13 protein-coding genes are annotated in these 15,389 nt (G+C 45.0%); 4 read left to right on the forward strand and 9 right to left on the reverse strand.

The features are described from left to right. On the reverse strand, positions 1-1,134 hold the full coding sequence (fruB, locus tag CBX98_RS18035) for a fused PTS fructose transporter subunit IIA/HPr protein (RefSeq protein ID WP_109169938.1): 1,134 nt from the start codon (positions 1,132-1,134) through the stop codon (positions 1-3). Positions 1,135-1,508: 374 nt separating this feature from the next. Here fruB and cra point away from each other — a divergent pair, with 374 nt between their 5' ends. Further along, positions 1,509-2,489, forward strand: a complete 981-nt coding sequence (gene cra / locus CBX98_RS18040; RefSeq protein ID WP_005397989.1) for a catabolite repressor/activator — start codon at positions 1,509-1,511, stop codon at positions 2,487-2,489. Between the two features lie 9 nt (positions 2,490-2,498). Here cra and CBX98_RS18045 read toward each other — a convergent pair whose 3' ends face one another. Further along, the gene (locus tag CBX98_RS18045) at positions 2,499-3,452 is read right to left on the reverse strand and encodes an endonuclease/exonuclease/phosphatase family protein (protein ID WP_172605994.1); all 954 of its coding nucleotides are present in this window, start codon (positions 3,450-3,452) and stop codon (positions 2,499-2,501) included. Positions 3,453-3,678: 226 nt separating this feature from the next. Here CBX98_RS18045 and CBX98_RS18050 point away from each other — a divergent pair, with 226 nt between their 5' ends. Then, entirely contained in the window at positions 3,679-4,212 is a 534-nt protein-coding gene (locus CBX98_RS18050; protein WP_053808449.1) for an RNA-binding S4 domain-containing protein, read from the forward strand. A 101-nt stretch (positions 4,213-4,313) separates the two neighbouring features. Here the strand turns inward: CBX98_RS18050 and CBX98_RS18055 are convergent, their stop codons facing one another. From CBX98_RS18055 to CBX98_RS18085, 7 genes are all read right to left on the reverse strand, one after another. Next, positions 4,314-5,132 carry an EAL domain-containing protein gene (locus CBX98_RS18055; protein WP_046876068.1) on the reverse strand — a complete coding sequence of 273 codons (819 nt, stop codon included), beginning with the start codon at positions 5,130-5,132 and terminating at the stop codon, positions 4,314-4,316. A 92-nt stretch (positions 5,133-5,224) separates the two neighbouring features. After that, positions 5,225-6,145, reverse strand: a complete 921-nt coding sequence (locus CBX98_RS18060; protein ID WP_109169940.1) for an amino acid ABC transporter permease — start codon at positions 6,143-6,145, stop codon at positions 5,225-5,227. An 81-nt stretch (positions 6,146-6,226) separates the two neighbouring features. Continuing rightward, complete coding sequence (locus CBX98_RS18065; RefSeq protein WP_109169941.1) at positions 6,227-7,045, reverse strand: transporter substrate-binding domain-containing protein; 819 nt, start codon at positions 7,043-7,045, stop codon at positions 6,227-6,229. A gap of 9 nt (positions 7,046-7,054) precedes the next feature. Beyond that, a complete protein-coding gene (locus tag CBX98_RS18070; protein ID WP_109169942.1) occupies positions 7,055-7,852 on the reverse strand; it encodes an amino acid ABC transporter permease in 798 nt (265 codons plus the stop codon). After that, a complete protein-coding gene (locus CBX98_RS18075; protein WP_109169943.1) occupies positions 7,852-8,586 on the reverse strand; it encodes an amino acid ABC transporter ATP-binding protein in 735 nt (244 codons plus the stop codon). Before CBX98_RS18075 ends, CBX98_RS18070 begins: the two co-directional genes overlap by 1 nt. A 170-nt stretch (positions 8,587-8,756) precedes the next feature. After that, positions 8,757-9,404, reverse strand: a complete 648-nt coding sequence (locus tag CBX98_RS18080) for a lysoplasmalogenase (RefSeq protein WP_048625012.1) — start codon at positions 9,402-9,404, stop codon at positions 8,757-8,759. A gap of 296 nt (positions 9,405-9,700) precedes the next feature. Further along, positions 9,701-10,849, reverse strand: a complete 1,149-nt coding sequence (locus CBX98_RS18085) for an iron-containing alcohol dehydrogenase (protein ID WP_006742257.1) — start codon at positions 10,847-10,849, stop codon at positions 9,701-9,703. A 206-nt stretch (positions 10,850-11,055) separates the two neighbouring features. Here CBX98_RS18085 and CBX98_RS18090 point away from each other — a divergent pair, with 206 nt between their 5' ends. Continuing rightward, positions 11,056-11,937, forward strand: coding sequence for an AraC family transcriptional regulator (locus CBX98_RS18090; protein ID WP_053808441.1), 882 nt, complete (start codon positions 11,056-11,058; stop codon positions 11,935-11,937). 276 nt (positions 11,938-12,213) lie between these two features. Further along, a complete protein-coding gene (locus CBX98_RS18100) occupies positions 12,214-15,378 on the forward strand; it encodes a glycosyl hydrolase family 18 protein (protein ID WP_048625014.1) in 3,165 nt (1,054 codons plus the stop codon). The last annotated feature ends 11 nt before the right edge of the window (positions 15,379-15,389 follow it).

Raw genomic sequence — 15,389 nt, forward strand, 5'->3', positions numbered from 1 at the left:
TTAACCTTCACCAAGGCCAGAAGCGATAGCATTCCCGATAGACTCCAAGGCTTGCGGTGCATCAGGGCCTTCCGCAGTAAATTGAAGTTGATGACCGTGCTTAACGCCAAGCGCAATGACTTTCATTAGGCTCTTCGCGTTTACTGTTTTGCCATCACCGTCTAGGTTGGCAACGCGAATGGTGGATTCAAATTTTTTCGCTTCCGCCACTAACATTGCACCCGGACGAGCATGTAAACCATGAGAGTTTTTGATTTTAAATACAGCGGTATTGCCTTCTTCTGAAGATGCGGCTGTGACTTCTTCACCTTTAAACAAAGCAAGAATCTGTTCTACTGATGCATCTAAAAGCTTGCCGTGCTCATTGTTAAACACAATATGAGAAAGCGTTTTTAGGATAGGCTGGTGAGCATTGTTACATGCCGCAAACGCGACAAGTGCACGCACTTTTTGACCTTCATATTCGCAGTCGTTTGCCGTCGAGACAAATGACACGCCTGTGCGAGTTACATGTTTGTCACTGCCAATTAACCAAAGGCCATTACCTAAGTGAGTTGGTGTTTTGGTAACGAGATCTGCGACGAACTCGTTATCAGCACAGCCCGTGTTTTTCAAAAGACCACCAGCAACAGCACTCATTTGTAGCATATCGCTCGCAGGGAACATCAGTTGAATTAAAGAAGCGTCAAAGTCTGCTTCAAGCTGAACATCACCGTGGAGCAGGGCAATAATCTCGTCTTCATTTTTTGCATTACGTAGGCGTTCTTCTACGCCGTCAGCGCCTAGCACTTTCGTTAGCTGTTTAAGAATGCCAAGGTGCTCATCAGATTTAGCTGCAATGCCGATAGCGACGAATACCGTGTTACCATCACCCCAGTCGACACCTTGTGGAAAGTGGTGCACAGCAACACCCGTTGTTTTCACCATTGAGCGAGTGTCAGTCGTGCCGTGCGGGATGGCAATACCGTTCCCCAAAAACGTAGAGTTTTGGTTTTCACGGTTTAGCATGCCTTCCACGTAACCTTGCTCAACCAGACCTTTATCAGTCAGACTCTGTGCAATACTTTTTATTGCTTCAAACTTATCTGTCGCTGATTGCGAGAGGGTAATGTCGTTCTTATTTAGCTTAAGCATGGTGCTTCTCCAGCCTTAAGGTATCAATTTAAAAATGTATTCTGTGTGAGAAGTTGAACGCTGCTTCTGCTGAGCGCTTATCACTCCTCAAACCATTCTATTTTTCAAGCTAAATCGATTCAGCTTATTGGTAAATTTTTTAAAAGACTCAGAAAAACTATTTTAAAAACTGACGTTAACAAATGAGTCTTTGGCGCTGTCCTATAGCCTAGCCTACAAATTGGTTTGTTGTGTATTCAGGTGATTTACGTCAATTTTTAAGTTTTGCTGAATCCTTTCAGCTTTTATACTGAATCGGTTCAGCTTATAATTCAACTTATCGAAAGATCGCTGATGTATTAATATGATCGCGCGCACAGAATAAGGTTTAGAATATGACACTGGATGAAATAGCCAAATTAGCAGGCGTTTCTAAGACAACTGCAAGCTATGTGATTAACGGAAAAGCGCAGAAATACCGCATCAGCGAGAAGACTCAGAAGAAAGTGATGGCCGTTGTAGAAGAATACAATTATAAGCCAGATCATGCGGCGTCTTCTTTGCGAGCAGGTAATTCACGCTCATTTGGGCTTATCATCCCAGACTTAGAAAACACCAGTTATGCGCGTCTTGCAAAACTGATTGAACAAAACTCGCGTAAAGCAGGGTACCAAATTTTAATTGGCTGCTCTGATGATGATCCTGATACAGAGCAAAAGGTGGCGGAAGCGTTAGTTAGTCGTCGCATTGATGCGTTATTTGTGGCAAGTGGTATGCCCACTGCAAACGAGTATTATCTTAAGTTGCAAAACTCGGGTACGCCAGTTATTGCGCTGGACCGTCCAATGGATGATGAGCACTTTTGTTGTGTCATCAGCGAAGATTTTGACGCCGCACTTGAACTCACTCAGTCAGTGCTGTCCGAGGATATAAAGTCCATAGGCTTGATTGGAGCGTTGCAAGACCTTCAAGTTTCAAAAGAGCGTGAGCTCGGTTTTCTATCCGCTTCTCAACAAGGTGGCAAAACGGCAACAGTGGGTTATGGACAACACTTCTCCCGAGAAGAAGGTAAGAAAGTCTTAGAGAGATGGCTAGCAGAGAACGAGCTGCCAGATGCCATTGTCACAACGTCATACACACTGTTAGAAGGTGTGTTGGATGTGATGCTCGAAAAGCCAGAACTCATGAGCAAAGTTCGCCTAGCGACGTTTGGTGATAATCGACTGCTGGACTTCTTGCCTGTGAAAATCAATTCTTTGCCTCAACAGTTTGAGTTGATCGCGGACAGCGCAATGGAGTTAGCGCTCAACGCTTCCGCCAAACGTTATAAACCGGGTGTTGAGTTGATTCCACGTAAAATTGTTAAACGTCACTAAACAGGTTACTCAAAGCTTTACTTCAGCCGTCAGCGCCACAAATGCGTGGTCGCTGGCGTTTTTATCTCTGTCATAAATCGGGTTGATCAGATGTTGGTTAGACACCTGATAATCAACAACCTCGGCAACCGATATATCTGATAAGGTGTCAAACTCTTGAGAGAGCAAGATATAGTCGAGCACATTCCCAGTGGAAAAATGATAATGCGTAGCGGGGCGTTCATCCTTCAGAGCGTCAGTTTGTAATGACCATCCATCTTTGAGTTGCAACTCAGTGACGCTGTCACCAGTATTGGCTACCAATGCGCTATTAACACTGGTTAGAGTGATAGGTTGATTCATATCACCCATTAACACCGTTGGCATTGGCTCCTTTCTATACCTTTTTTGCATCGCGTCTCTTAACATCGCTGCTTCCCAACCTCTTTGCTGGGTGGATAACCAGCGCCCAATAATCGTGCTAGACGTTTCTGGTGGTTCTGAGTCGGCTGGGCGTTGAGATTTTAAGTGCGTCACGTAAACGGCGATATGACCGAGTACAGGATGTATGACTTGGGCATAGATAGGTTTGCGACTGAACTCTGGAGCAACACTTACTCCAAAAGGCTCAAGCGTTGCTAAGTCAAATTCTACAGCTTGTACTTTTTCGATTGGAAACCGAGATGCGATTGCCACAATAGGGCTTGAGTAAATGTACTCATCCTCTACATGTGGGGTGTCAACAGTCGCAAAGTAGGGGTAGCCGATGGTTGAAAAGAATGCGCGAGTTTGCTCAATACTGAACACCTCTTGTAAGCCAATCACGTCAGCTTCCAGTTTTTCAACTTGACGTTGCGTCCAATCAAGTTTGTCTTGCCATTGCTCTAACGAGTAGATGTTTTCGAAATCATAGTAGGCATCAGGAGGTGCGACAAAATTAAACAAGTTAGCCGTGACAAAGGTAATTCTGCTTGGTTGAGACAAAGTATTCGCTCTTTTCAACAATAACTTGAAGAGTATATACCTTCAGACTGCGTAATTGCAGCTTCGTTTGAGCCAAGCCTCGACATACAAGCTAACGAGTAGCAAGTTAAATGGGTTAAGAGGTGCTCAAATGCCAAGGCTAATCAGTGATTGAGCATCGGCAGAGGTTTCTATTTTTAAGCATTGCGTTTAAACTTCAGGGCATCAAATAGTAAGAGTAAGTAACATGACCCAAGATTACGACCACGAAGAGTATTTAGAAGGCGAAGAGATTGAGATCGAAGCGATTGGCATCGACGTTGATGCGCATCCGATCGAACTGTACAAGCTTTTTAAAATCGCGAACTTGGTCAGCGGTGGCGGCGAAGCAAAGCATATCATCGAAGAAGGTTACGTCGCGGTGAATGGTGAACTAGAAACACGTAAGCGCCGCAAGATGTATGATGGTGACTTTTTTGAGTTTAACCAGGAATATTATGTTGTGGTTTGCGATGCGCCAGTAACTGAACCTGAAACGGCAGAGCAAAAAGCGGAAAAGAAAGCGAAGAAAGAAGCGCAATCTGCACGTAAAGAGAAATCTCGCCAAAGCAAGTCAGCTAAAGGCTCTGGACCTAAGTCAACAGGCCGAAAAGCAGCGCATAAAGAGCGGAAAGCACAACAAAACGCGCTGTCGCAATCGGCGAAGAAAGGTAAGAAAGCTGAAAAGCCGCAAGCGACTCGTGATCCGAAGAGCGGACGTAACTCTATTGACTTTTTCTAAGCAAATTAATACCTAGCTAGGCATGTCATCGCCAAGCAAAACCCAAAAGCGCCGAGTATATCGGCGCTTTTTTGGTTTTACTGTATCGTAAGGGGGGAGTGTCAATGCACTGTCGTCTCAATGTTTAGGCTATCGGTCCAGTGATGAATGGCGCAAGGCTTACCTAAGTAAAAGCCTTGGTAATAATCCAAATCAAGTTGATACATCGCTTGCAGCTGCACGTCTTCTTCTACCCCTTCTATGATCACTTTTGCTCCCATATGAGCCGCGAGCTCAACGGCGCTATGTATGGAAAAGGTTTCTCCGGCGCAGTAATCAAGTAGATAGGAGCGATCGATTTTTATGATGTCAGGGCAGAGCTGCTGAACACGTGCGATATCAGAATGTTGAGCGCCAAAATCATCGATAGCAAAGATAAAGCCATTAGCTCTCATTAACTGTACGGCTTTGATCAGTAAATCAGTATCACCGCAGGACTCTTCGACTACTTCAAACACCACGTCTGATGGGCTCATACCAAGTTCGGAAAGGCGCTTGTAAAGCAGGCCGTTGTCTTTAAAGCCCATGTCTTTGGTTAGGGTGAGTAGGGTTTGAGGCATGACATTGAGGAACAGTTTTATAGGCGTTCCTGCGAAACAGCGTGCAAAATTTCGAATGTGCATTGCTCTGGATAAAAACTCAACACACAATCGAAAGTAGGGATCGAGGCCATTGTTGGCCAGAAATACATCAGGACGAATTAACGAACCATCAATGCCACGAATTCGCAGTAGAGCTTCCATTCCAATAATACGCTGGTGCTTATCAAAAATCGGCTGATAAACACTGTGAAAAGTGAATTGATTGAGAACTACGTAATATTCACCAAGATTATCTTGCTTAATGTATCGCTCGTAGTCCGATTGATTCTTTAACTCCATGAAAAACGCCGAAAATTTAGCATCTTTTCAATGTAACAGGATGCAATTCTGATTTGAAGATTCAAATGTGTCTAATTACATATACGGTTGAGTTAATTTGAAATGGATTCCGATTTTGCTTCAATGTAGCGAAAAATAAGTGACAACCCGAAACAAATCAAAAAGTAAGCAAGGCCGACAATGAGCCAAATTTCAAAGATATACCCTGATGAATTTGCCATTTCGGTACCAACAAACGTCATTTCTTGTATCGAGATCAGTGAAACGATGGAGGTGTCTTTCACTAGAGAGATGGTTTGACCTGCAAGTGCTGGGGTGATGACTTTGAGCACCTGTGGCGCGATAACGAATCGGTACTTCACCCATCGAGACAAGCCCAATGAATCTGCCGCTTCCCACTGTCCTTGGTCGATACTTTGTAAACCTGCACGCACCACTTCTGCAACGTAGGCAGAAGAGAGTAGGCCGACGCATAACACGCCAGAGGCAAGATTTTCCCAAAGGTTATAAGGCCCAAAAAGAAAGCTCTGTAGCGCATTTGGTTCGCTGTTATAGTTTCGTAGAATATCTTCCAAACCGAGTAATGGGATCAATTGGTTGGAAATGAAAAAGTAGAAGATGAAAACAAACACCAGCGGCGGAATGTTTCTCACCAATTGGATAAACGCATTAGCAGGTGCGCGCAACCAAACGGAGCGAGAGAAGCGCGCTAAGCCCAATAAGGTGCCAAGTACTAGTGCGAAGCTAATGCCCCAAATACTGAGCCTTAACGTCGAAATCAAACCTTGGAAGAAGTAGGGCAAACCACCATCGGCTCTGGGCGTAAAAAGTAGTTCAAACGCCTCTTTCCACTGCCACAAATAATGTACACCAACAGTGGAGCGATGGTACAGCCAAACGCCACCAATACCACAGATAATAAGCAGTACCCAATCTAGCGTGTTTAACCGCGATAGAAAGGAACCTGTGTTGGAATTAGTGGGTACTGTGCGAGTGGTGGTTTGTTCGCCCAAAAATTTGACTCCGATAGATGATGAAAAAGTAAAATGGATGATTGGAAAGTATAGGCTCGCGAAGACCACGAGCCATTTAGATTACTGGCCTTGCGCGACTTGATCTTGCCAATCTAATGTCGAGAACCAGTATTCATAACGCTGCTTTAACCATCCGTCTTGGGTTCTTTCTTCAATCCACTGATTGAAAAAGGCTTTTTTATCTTCTTCTCCTAGGCGAACCGCAAAGGCTTCGTTACCTTTTGAGAGTCGCTCGGAAAATGGAAGGAATAGTTTGTCGCTGTGTTTCACTGTCTCATGCTCTGGTTTTGGGCTAGAAGCAATGACCGCATGGGCGTTACCATTCAGCACCTCTTGGAACGCTTGAGCGTCATCATCAAATTGCAGAATCTTCGCTTTCGGGAAGGTTTCTCTGGCTACTTGAACGGTGAACGCACCGCGGCGAGCCGCTATTTTTACGCGTCGTGAGTCAAAATCGGAGAATTCGCTAAAACCTGAAGCCAGCTCTTTGTTCGCTGCCACTTGAACTCCAGAGTGCGAGTAGGGCTCAGTAAACAACACGCTTTTGGAACGCTCAGGCGTGACCGACATGCCACCGATAATCACGTCGAACTTTTTCGCCAGTAGTGCGGGAATAATGCCATCCCACGCAGTCGGTACAAATTCCACTTTCAAACCTGAATCTTGTGCTAAGCGTTTGGCAACATCGATTTCAAAACCGATTAACTCACCTTGCTTGTTGCGCATTGCCCAAGGGACAAATGTTGACATACCAACGCGCAAAGTGCCTCGTTCTTTGATTTGATCTACATTGGGTGTGGCAACATCTTCTTTCGCGATTGTAGGCATAGCGATGGCTAGCCCTAATAATGCAGTAATGGTCGCTTTGAATAACTTCATGTTATCTCCTTATAATTTGCGCCAACTGGCTCCGAGTTTGTGTTCTAGCCATGCAGACAAGCCAGAAAGTGATAGAGTGAGAGCAAGATAAATTGCTGCCACGGTAAACCAAATTTCAAACGGCATCGCTGTCTCAGAGACGATGTTGCGTGCCTGTGTTGTTAAATCAAAAATCGCCATCACGCTTACAATGGAAGAGTTTTTGATCAAAGAAACCACTTCATTGGTCAATGGCGGTAATGTGCGCTGTAAAACCTGGGGCAAAATCACGTCTTTGTAAGTGTAAAACGGTGATAACCCGAGTGTTTGTGCTGCTTCGAATTGCCCTTTAGGAATACTGTTTAAACCTGCGCGGAATATTTCTGCAGTGTAAGCACCTTGGAAAAGGGACAAAGCCAAAACGGCGGTGCTGAATCGGTCCAAACCAATCACGGGGCCAAACACGAAGTAGAGCAAATAGATTTGCACCAACAACGGCGTGTTACGTATTACCTCGACATAAGTGGTGCCAATAACATTGCCGACTTTCGAATCGCTAAGCCTTAGTAACGCGGTGACCAACCCCAACACTAAGGTGAAGAATAGACTAATGGCCGAGATGTTAAGCGTGACCAATAGCCCATCGATAAGTTCTGCTGGCCACCATTCGCCATCTTCATAAAAAGCGATGTAATCAGGTACGCGCTCCCATTGCCATTGATACCCCATAGCGTCGGCACCAGAGTCCAACACCCACACAATCGCGATGAAGAGGATCATCATTTGCAGCAAAGCTTGAAGGACGGGTTTGATTACGCGAACTATCATCAGTAACTTAAAATTTGGTTCAAAAATGCTTGGGTTCGTGGATGCTGTGGTGTTTCAAATAAGGCGATCGGTGAGTTCATTTCCACGATTTGGCCTTCATCCATAAATACCACGCGGTTCGCTACTTTTTTGGCAAATCCCATTTCGTGCGTGACGCAAATCATCGTCATTCCGCTTTGTGCCAGTTCAACCATGACATCCAACACTTCGTTGATCATTTCCGGATCAAGCGCCGAAGTCGGTTCGTCAAAAAGGAGTAAGTCCGGTTCCATACATAAGGAACGGGCAATCGCGACGCGCTGCTGCTGACCGCCAGAAAGCTGGATAGGGTATTTACTCGCTTGCTCTTCAATGTTGACTCGCTTTAGGTAATGTCGTGCGCGTTTTTCAGCTTCTTGTTTTGACAATTTGAGTGTGCGAATCGGCGCTAAGGTGAGGTTTTCCAGTACAGTCAAATGAGGAAAAAGGTGGAAGTGCTGGAACACCATGCCGATTTTACCGGGCTTGAGAGATTTTGCGTGAGAAGGCTGGTCGAATACATGAAGCTGGCCTTCTTGAATCGATTCAAGATGGTTGATGCAACGAATGAGCGTTGATTTTCCTGAACCAGAAGGGCCACACACCACGACGATCTCGCCAGAATGCACGGAGAAGTTGATATCTTTTAGAGCGTGGTAATCGCCATACCACTTGTTTACGTTGCTAAATTCAACAATAGGAGTGTTCTCTTTCAAAGGGGCACGCTATAAAGGAAAAATATCCTTCTACAATAGCAAGTTGTGCGCATTATTTCATTAAGAACAAGCTTATATTCAGGTTCTAAGATTAAGAACCTGCTCACTTTAGTGCTTGATAAAGTAATGTTTTAAGAATTAGACACAGAGGCTATTACTAATAATTCAGTTCAACTGAGATACGGATAACGAACAACGATGGCAACAACGGACATCACCATCAATGTTTGTGCGGAATAGTAGGTCACCATGACGACTTGTCGGGAAAATACGGATCGTCCCCCGAAGCGTTCAAAAGCTAAGACGGTACCAGAAACGATGAAGATAAAGCTTCCGAGCACTGCAAATGAGGACGATTGTGTTTTTCCACTCAAATAATACTCGATAGCAGCCCAACACATGGTCATCAATACCAATATGTAGCTGGCAACCGGGAGCTTTTCTTGACCAAGGTCCGGTCGAAACAACCAATAGAAACATACACCGAGTCCAAATAAAGCAATAGGGAGCCAAGGCGTAAAATGCCAAGCTGACATGATGGTAAAACCGTAGCTATAGGAAAGATGGGCAGAGCAGAAGAGCACTAATCCGGTAATAAACTTATCTCTAGGGAGCATTAATAGTAGATCACCAAGCAACGAGAGCGATAAGCCAATCAAAATCCAATGCGTATATGGCATATGATAGGCAGGAGACTGGATTAAAATTCCTAACATACAGAGCACTGGTAATGGTTTGGATACGTAGAAGACCCACTTAGGACCTTTACGGATACTGATGATATGTATGAATGCTAATACGACAACAACTAGCCACATAAAATGGATTCTCGAACAGACAAGCTAATGTAGTGGATAACTACAACAAATAAAAGGTCCATTAAATGAGTAAGTTAGACCTTTGAATTCAATTTTATTTTTGTTTGTGTAAAGCTGGACAGTTGTCTCTTTACTGACCTACACGATCAATGAGTTTGTAGGGATTAATCGTTATTTTGAGGAGTTCCCGAATTTGAACGTGATGAAGCTTACAAAATAGCATAAAAAAACGGTATTGTGACCGTTAAGTCACAATACCGTTAAACCCTAGAAAGGGCAGTGAACTGTTTTTGCTGTTAGGCAACAGCGAGCTCTAAAATTTCACGACTACGTTCAAGAGTAATCGCCTGGTTTTCACCGAGAACGGTCATTCCGTGTTTATTGAGTTGTTCGATGATGGCATCGATCGCTTGTTCACGACTTTCACCATAGTTTTCTAGCTTAGTTGCGACATCAAGTTGATGATAAAACGCTTCGATCGCTTCGATGGTACGTTCAGCAAGATCGTCTCCAGCTTCAAGTCCAAATACGTTGCGACCCATTTGCTCTAGTTTAGGACGTTTAAATTGCATTTGGTTGCGAAGTAGCGATGGTTGGACGATTGCAAGAGAACGTGCATGATCGACGCCCCATAGAGCCGTTAATTCATGGCCGATCATATGTGTCGCCCAGTCTTGTGGAACGCCACTACCAATTAACCCGTTCAATGCTTGGTTAGCAGACCACATTAAGTTTGCGCGCCACATATCGTCGTCTCGCTCGGCAAACTGTTCTCCGAGTGTTTTTAAGGTTTTCAGCAGTGTTTCTGCATAACCATCTTGAACCATTGCGCCGGTAGGAAGCGTCAAGTATTGCTCACATACGTGCACCCACGCGTCAACAATGCCGTTGATCAACTGGCGTTCTGGCAATGTTTTCATTACATCCGGGTCTAACACAGCAAATTTAGGCTGTACTGCTGGAGACATGAACGGAAGTTTGTCTTGAGTTTCTTTTTTAGTGATAACTGCGCCCATGTTTGACTCTGAGCCTGTTGCTGGCAATGTCAAAATTGCAGCTAGAGGCGTCGCTTCAGTGACTTGGTGTTTACCAATCATGATATCCCAGCCATCACCATCATACTTAGATGCTGCTGCTACGTATTTAGAGCCATCAATGACTGAACCACCACCTACAGCAAGAATAAAGTCAACACCATGTTCTTTTACCATTGCGACCGCTTTATCGAGCGTTTCTTTGGTTGGGTTGGGTTCAACACCAGAAAACTCTAGCCATTCATGTCCCTCTAGTGCTTCTGAGACTTGGTCGTACACGCCATTTTTTTTTATTGAGCCACCGCCGTATACCACTAAAACTTTTTGGTCGGATGGGATAGCTTCTTTGATTGCAGCGATTTGTTTTTGACCAAAGAAAATCTTGGTTGGGTTTACATAAGAAAAGTTCATTATTAGCCCTCTTGCTTCCAGTAAAGGAGATTGAATACGTGCATATTAGTCCTGATTAACGTTCGTTAACAGGTCGATTTCTGCAAATAATTTGCCTATTTCTACAAAATTAATGCTCTTGAACTAGAAAGTTAAAGTTGAGAGGAAGTATAGTGCTCACAATAATAATAGAGACCAAACTCGTTGGTCATTGATGGAGCGCTCTAATGCACACTCTCGCAGATATCATGCAGCAATATGTTGAAAAGCAGGGACTGCATGACTTAGAAGGTATGAAGAAAACCGCAATAGATGGCGTATGGTTTTATCGCAGTAGCAAAGGAAATCATCGACAGCCGTTTGTCTATCAGTCTGGCATTATTGTTTTAGGTCAAGGACATAAGAACATTCATATCGGTGATACACCTGTCCAATATGGGCCCGATGATTACCTTGTCGTAGGAGTTCCCATGCCCCTGGAGTGCGAAGCGTTTGCGACAAACAATGAGCCTTTACTCGGCATCTCGATAGATATTTCGCCAACGCTTCTTCATAAGCTCGTTAAAAAACTTGAGGCTGAGAAATTCAGTAATAAGTGTCTGGACGCTACCCGTTGCGGCCTTAAATCGGTACGCATGAGCGAAGGTATGCTGGATGCATGCAAGCGACTAATGAGCGCGTTGTGTAATGAGCTAGATGTTGTCATGCTCGGTGATCTACTTCTTGAGGAAATTGTTTATCGCACTTTGGTAAGCAAAGAAGGGTATGTTTTATTTGACTTAGCACACCAAGAAGGCTCTTACGCTAGAGTGGCCAAAGCACTGAATCGTGTTCATCAAGCGTACCATGAACAGTTGAGCGTACAAACATTGGCAGAAGAAGCCAATATGAGTGTGTCTGCTTTCCATCAAGCTTTTCGCAATGTCACGCTTGAATCTCCGTTGCAATACATTAAGAAAGTTCGACTTAATAAAGCGCGCGAGTTGATCCAACTGGAGGGGAGACGAGTCAACGATGCCGCGAGACTGGTTGGGTACACAAGCCCATCACAGTTTAGTCGCGAGTACAAGCGACATTTTAATGAAACGCCAAGGTCAACAAAGGCTTAGTGATCTTTATTTCAAAATAACGACTTTTTTTGCCTTTTTATTAATTTGCGAGTGACATATTTATTTGATTTATAAAATTAGTTACTGGTGCCAAATAATAGGTACGTTGTTGCAAGCATTTAGTGGATTGTTGCGAGGCGGTGTGGAAAACTCGTAAATAGATAGTGTGAAATCACCATCTTGTACTTAAGTTATTTTACGTCGAAATAAAAGTATAAGTGCGCTTTGTTTAGCGCATTTAGTATTGTTTTAACAATAACTTAAGGAAGAGCGATTATGCACCTTAAAAACGGCAACGCAGTGAAAAGCGTGTTCACACTAAGCACTCTCACCGCTTCTTGTCTTATGGCCTTCAATAGCTACGCAGCGGTTGACTGTGCCCCTCTAGAAACTTGGCAATCATCAAAAGTTTATAACGGTGGTGACCAAGTTCAACATGAAGGTAATGCTTACAAAGCACGTTACTGGACGCAAAACAGTAACCCAGCGCAATCTGGTGAGTGGGGCGAGTGGGAAACACTTGGCGCATGTGATGGCACTGGACCGGTTGATCCACCTCAGAATGAAGTCCCGACTGTTACTCTGACATCGCCTTCTGCGTCGGCTTCTGTGACTGCGGGGGATGTTGTTAACCTAGCTGCAGATGCATCAGATACCGATGGAACCGTTAGCAAAGTAGAATTCTTTGTTGATGGCGTATTAGTTGGTCAGGCAACGTCTGCGCCTTATGCTGCGTCATGGACAGCGACTGAAGGCCAGCACGAATTCTCTACTAAGGCGTATGATGATGCAGGTGCAGTGAGCACAGCAAGTGCTGTGACGTTAACTGTGGCACCAGCACAACCTGGTAACGAAGCGCCGACAGTGGATGTTGCACTTTCTGCGACTTCTATTGACTTGGGTGGTTCCGTCACACTGACTGCGAATGCCGCAGATGCGGATGGCACCGTTGCTAAAGTTGATTTCTATGTGGCGGGTGTCCTTGCTGGCACCGCAACAACTGCGCCATACACGCTTGATGTAACGCCTTCACAAGCTGGTTCGCTAAGTGTTTATGCGAGAGCAACCGATGATGCCGGAGCAACAGCAGATTCTGCACTTGCGACGTTAACGGTAAACGGTGGCGCGGTGACATCTAACTGTCGCCCTGATGGCTTGTATCAAACAACGGGTGTAGACGTTCCTTACTGTTCTATTTATGACGAAGAAGGTCGCGAGAAAATGGGCGCCGATCACCCACGTCGTGTGATTGGTTACTTTACTAGTTGGCGCGCAGGTGAGGACCCTCAATCGACTTACCTTGTTAAAGATATTCCTTGGGAGCAACTTACTCACATTAACTACGCGTTTGTGAGCATTGGTTCTGATGGTAAAGTAAACGTTGGTGACGTTAATGACCCTAACAACCCTGCTACGGGTAAAACTTGGCCTGGCGTTGAGGTAGATCCTGCTCTTGGCTTTAAAGGTCACTTTGGTGCGCTCGCGACTTACAAGCAAAAACATGATGTTAAAACGCTAATCTCTATCGGTGGTTGGGCTGAAACGGGCGGTCACTTCGATACGAACGGCAATCGTGTAGCTGATGGTGGCTTCTACACCATGACGACGAATGCGGATGGTTCTATTAACCATGCAGGCATCGAGAAGTTCGCAACTTCAGCTGTTGAAATGATGCGTCAGTACAAGTTCGATGGCCTGGATATCGACTATGAATACCCAACATCAATGGCTGGTGCTGGTAACCCTTACGACAAAGACTTCATGGAACCACGTCGTCAGTATCTATGGGCGTCTTACCAAGAGCTTATGAAAGTATTGCGTGAGAAACTTGACGCGGCATCCGCGCAAGATGGCATTCATTATATGCTGACTATCGCAGCCCCATCTTCAGGTTACTTACTACGTGGGATGGAAACCTTCGATGTAACTAAGTACCTAGACTACGTAAACATCATGTCTTACGACTTGCATGGGGCTTGGAATGATCACGTTGGTCACAACGCGGCATTATTCGATACAGGTAAAGACTCGGAGCTAGCGCAGTGGAACGTATACGGCACTGCTGCATACGGTGGTATCGGTTACTTGAACACAGACTGGGCTTACCATTACTTCCGTGGTTCTATGCCTGCAGGTCGTATCAACATTGGTGTTCCTTACTACACCCGTGGTTGGCAAGGTGTTACTGGTGGTGAAAATGGTCTGTGGGGCCGAGCAGCACTGCCAAACCAAGCTGAGTGTCAACCAGGTACCGGTGAAGGTGAGAAGAACAACTGTGGTCACGGCGCTATTGGTATCGACAACATGTGGCACGATACCGACCCTAAAGGCAACGAAATGGGCGCTGGCTCTAACCCAATGTGGCATGCGAAGAACCTAGAAAATGGTATCTGGGGCTCATACGCAGCCGCTTACGGTCTTGATCCAGTTAACGATCCTTCGGATAAGTTTGTTGGTACATATACACGTCATTACGATAGCGTTGCTGTAGCGCCTTGGTTGTGGAACGCAGAGAAGAGCGTGTTCCTATCTACGGAAGATAAAGCTTCTATCGAAGTGAAAGCTGATTACGTTATCGATAAAGAAATCGGCGGTATTATGTTCTGGGAACTGGCAGGTGACTACAACTGTTACGTACTGGATGCAAATGGTAATCGTACGGCAGTAGATGCAACTGAACAAGCTTGTGCAGCTGGTAATGGTGAGTACCACATGGGTAACACTATGACCAAAGCTATCTACGACAAGTTTAAGTCTGCAACACCTTACGGCAATAAAGTTGCGACGGGTCCAACACCAACAGAAGCGGTAGACATTACAGTCAGCGTTGGCGGCTTTAAGGTTGGCGACCAAAACTACCCAATTAATCCGAAGATCACGTTTACGAACAACACTGGTCAAGCGATCCCTGGTGGTACTGAATTCCAGTTTGATATCCCAGTATCAGCTCCTGATAATGCGAAAGATCAATCTGGTGGCGGTTTGAAAGTCATTGCTTCTGGACATACTCGTGCAAACAACATCGGTGGCTTAGATGGCGTAATGCACCGCGTATCGTTCTCTCTACCTGCTTGGAAAGATTTACCAGCGGGCGGTACTTACGAGCTTGATATGGTTTACTACCTACCAATCTCTGGTCCGGCTAACTACTCAGTGATTTCTGGTGGTAAAGAGTTTGCGTTCAAGTTTGAACAGCCAGAACTACCAATTGGCGACCTAAATGCAGGCTCGGGTGATGGTGGTACTACTGAACCAGGTACGTGTGATACGACAGGTTTAGTGACATACCCAGCTCTACCACAAACGGATTGGGCTGGTAACCCAAGCCACGCAAACCAGGGTGATAAGATCATCCACAACGGTGTGGTTTACCAAGCGAACTGGTGGACAGCGGCTGAGCCGGGCACAGATGGTAGCTGGTCAACGGTATGTAACATCTAATCGTTTTTGAT

The organism is Vibrio sp. T9 (genome assembly GCF_003123985.1).
GTDB classification, from domain to species: domain Bacteria; phylum Pseudomonadota; class Gammaproteobacteria; order Enterobacterales; family Vibrionaceae; genus Vibrio; species Vibrio diabolicus.

What these genes read in the sequence shown, in the direction of transcription:
- fruB (WP_109169938.1), bottom strand. Translation starts at nt 1,134, where the DNA reads ATGCTTAAGCTAAATAAGAACGACATTACCCTCTCGCAATCAGCGACA.
- cra (WP_005397989.1), top strand. Translation starts at nt 1,509, where the DNA reads ATGACACTGGATGAAATAGCCAAATTAGCAGGCGTTTCTAAGACAACT.
- CBX98_RS18050 (WP_053808449.1), top strand. Translation starts at nt 3,679, where the DNA reads ATGACCCAAGATTACGACCACGAAGAGTATTTAGAAGGCGAAGAGATT.
- CBX98_RS18055 (WP_046876068.1), bottom strand. Translation starts at nt 5,132, where the DNA reads ATGGAGTTAAAGAATCAATCGGACTACGAGCGATACATTAAGCAAGAT.
- CBX98_RS18065 (WP_109169941.1), bottom strand. Translation starts at nt 7,045, where the DNA reads ATGAAGTTATTCAAAGCGACCATTACTGCATTATTAGGGCTAGCCATC.
- CBX98_RS18070 (WP_109169942.1), bottom strand. Translation starts at nt 7,852, where the DNA reads ATGATAGTTCGCGTAATCAAACCCGTCCTTCAAGCTTTGCTGCAAATG.
- CBX98_RS18080 (WP_048625012.1), bottom strand. Translation starts at nt 9,404, where the DNA reads ATGTGGCTAGTTGTTGTCGTATTAGCATTCATACATATCATCAGTATC.
- CBX98_RS18085 (WP_006742257.1), bottom strand. Translation starts at nt 10,849, where the DNA reads ATGAACTTTTCTTATGTAAACCCAACCAAGATTTTCTTTGGTCAAAAA.
- CBX98_RS18090 (WP_053808441.1), top strand. Translation starts at nt 11,056, where the DNA reads ATGCACACTCTCGCAGATATCATGCAGCAATATGTTGAAAAGCAGGGA.
- CBX98_RS18100 (WP_048625014.1), top strand. Translation starts at nt 12,214, where the DNA reads ATGCACCTTAAAAACGGCAACGCAGTGAAAAGCGTGTTCACACTAAGC.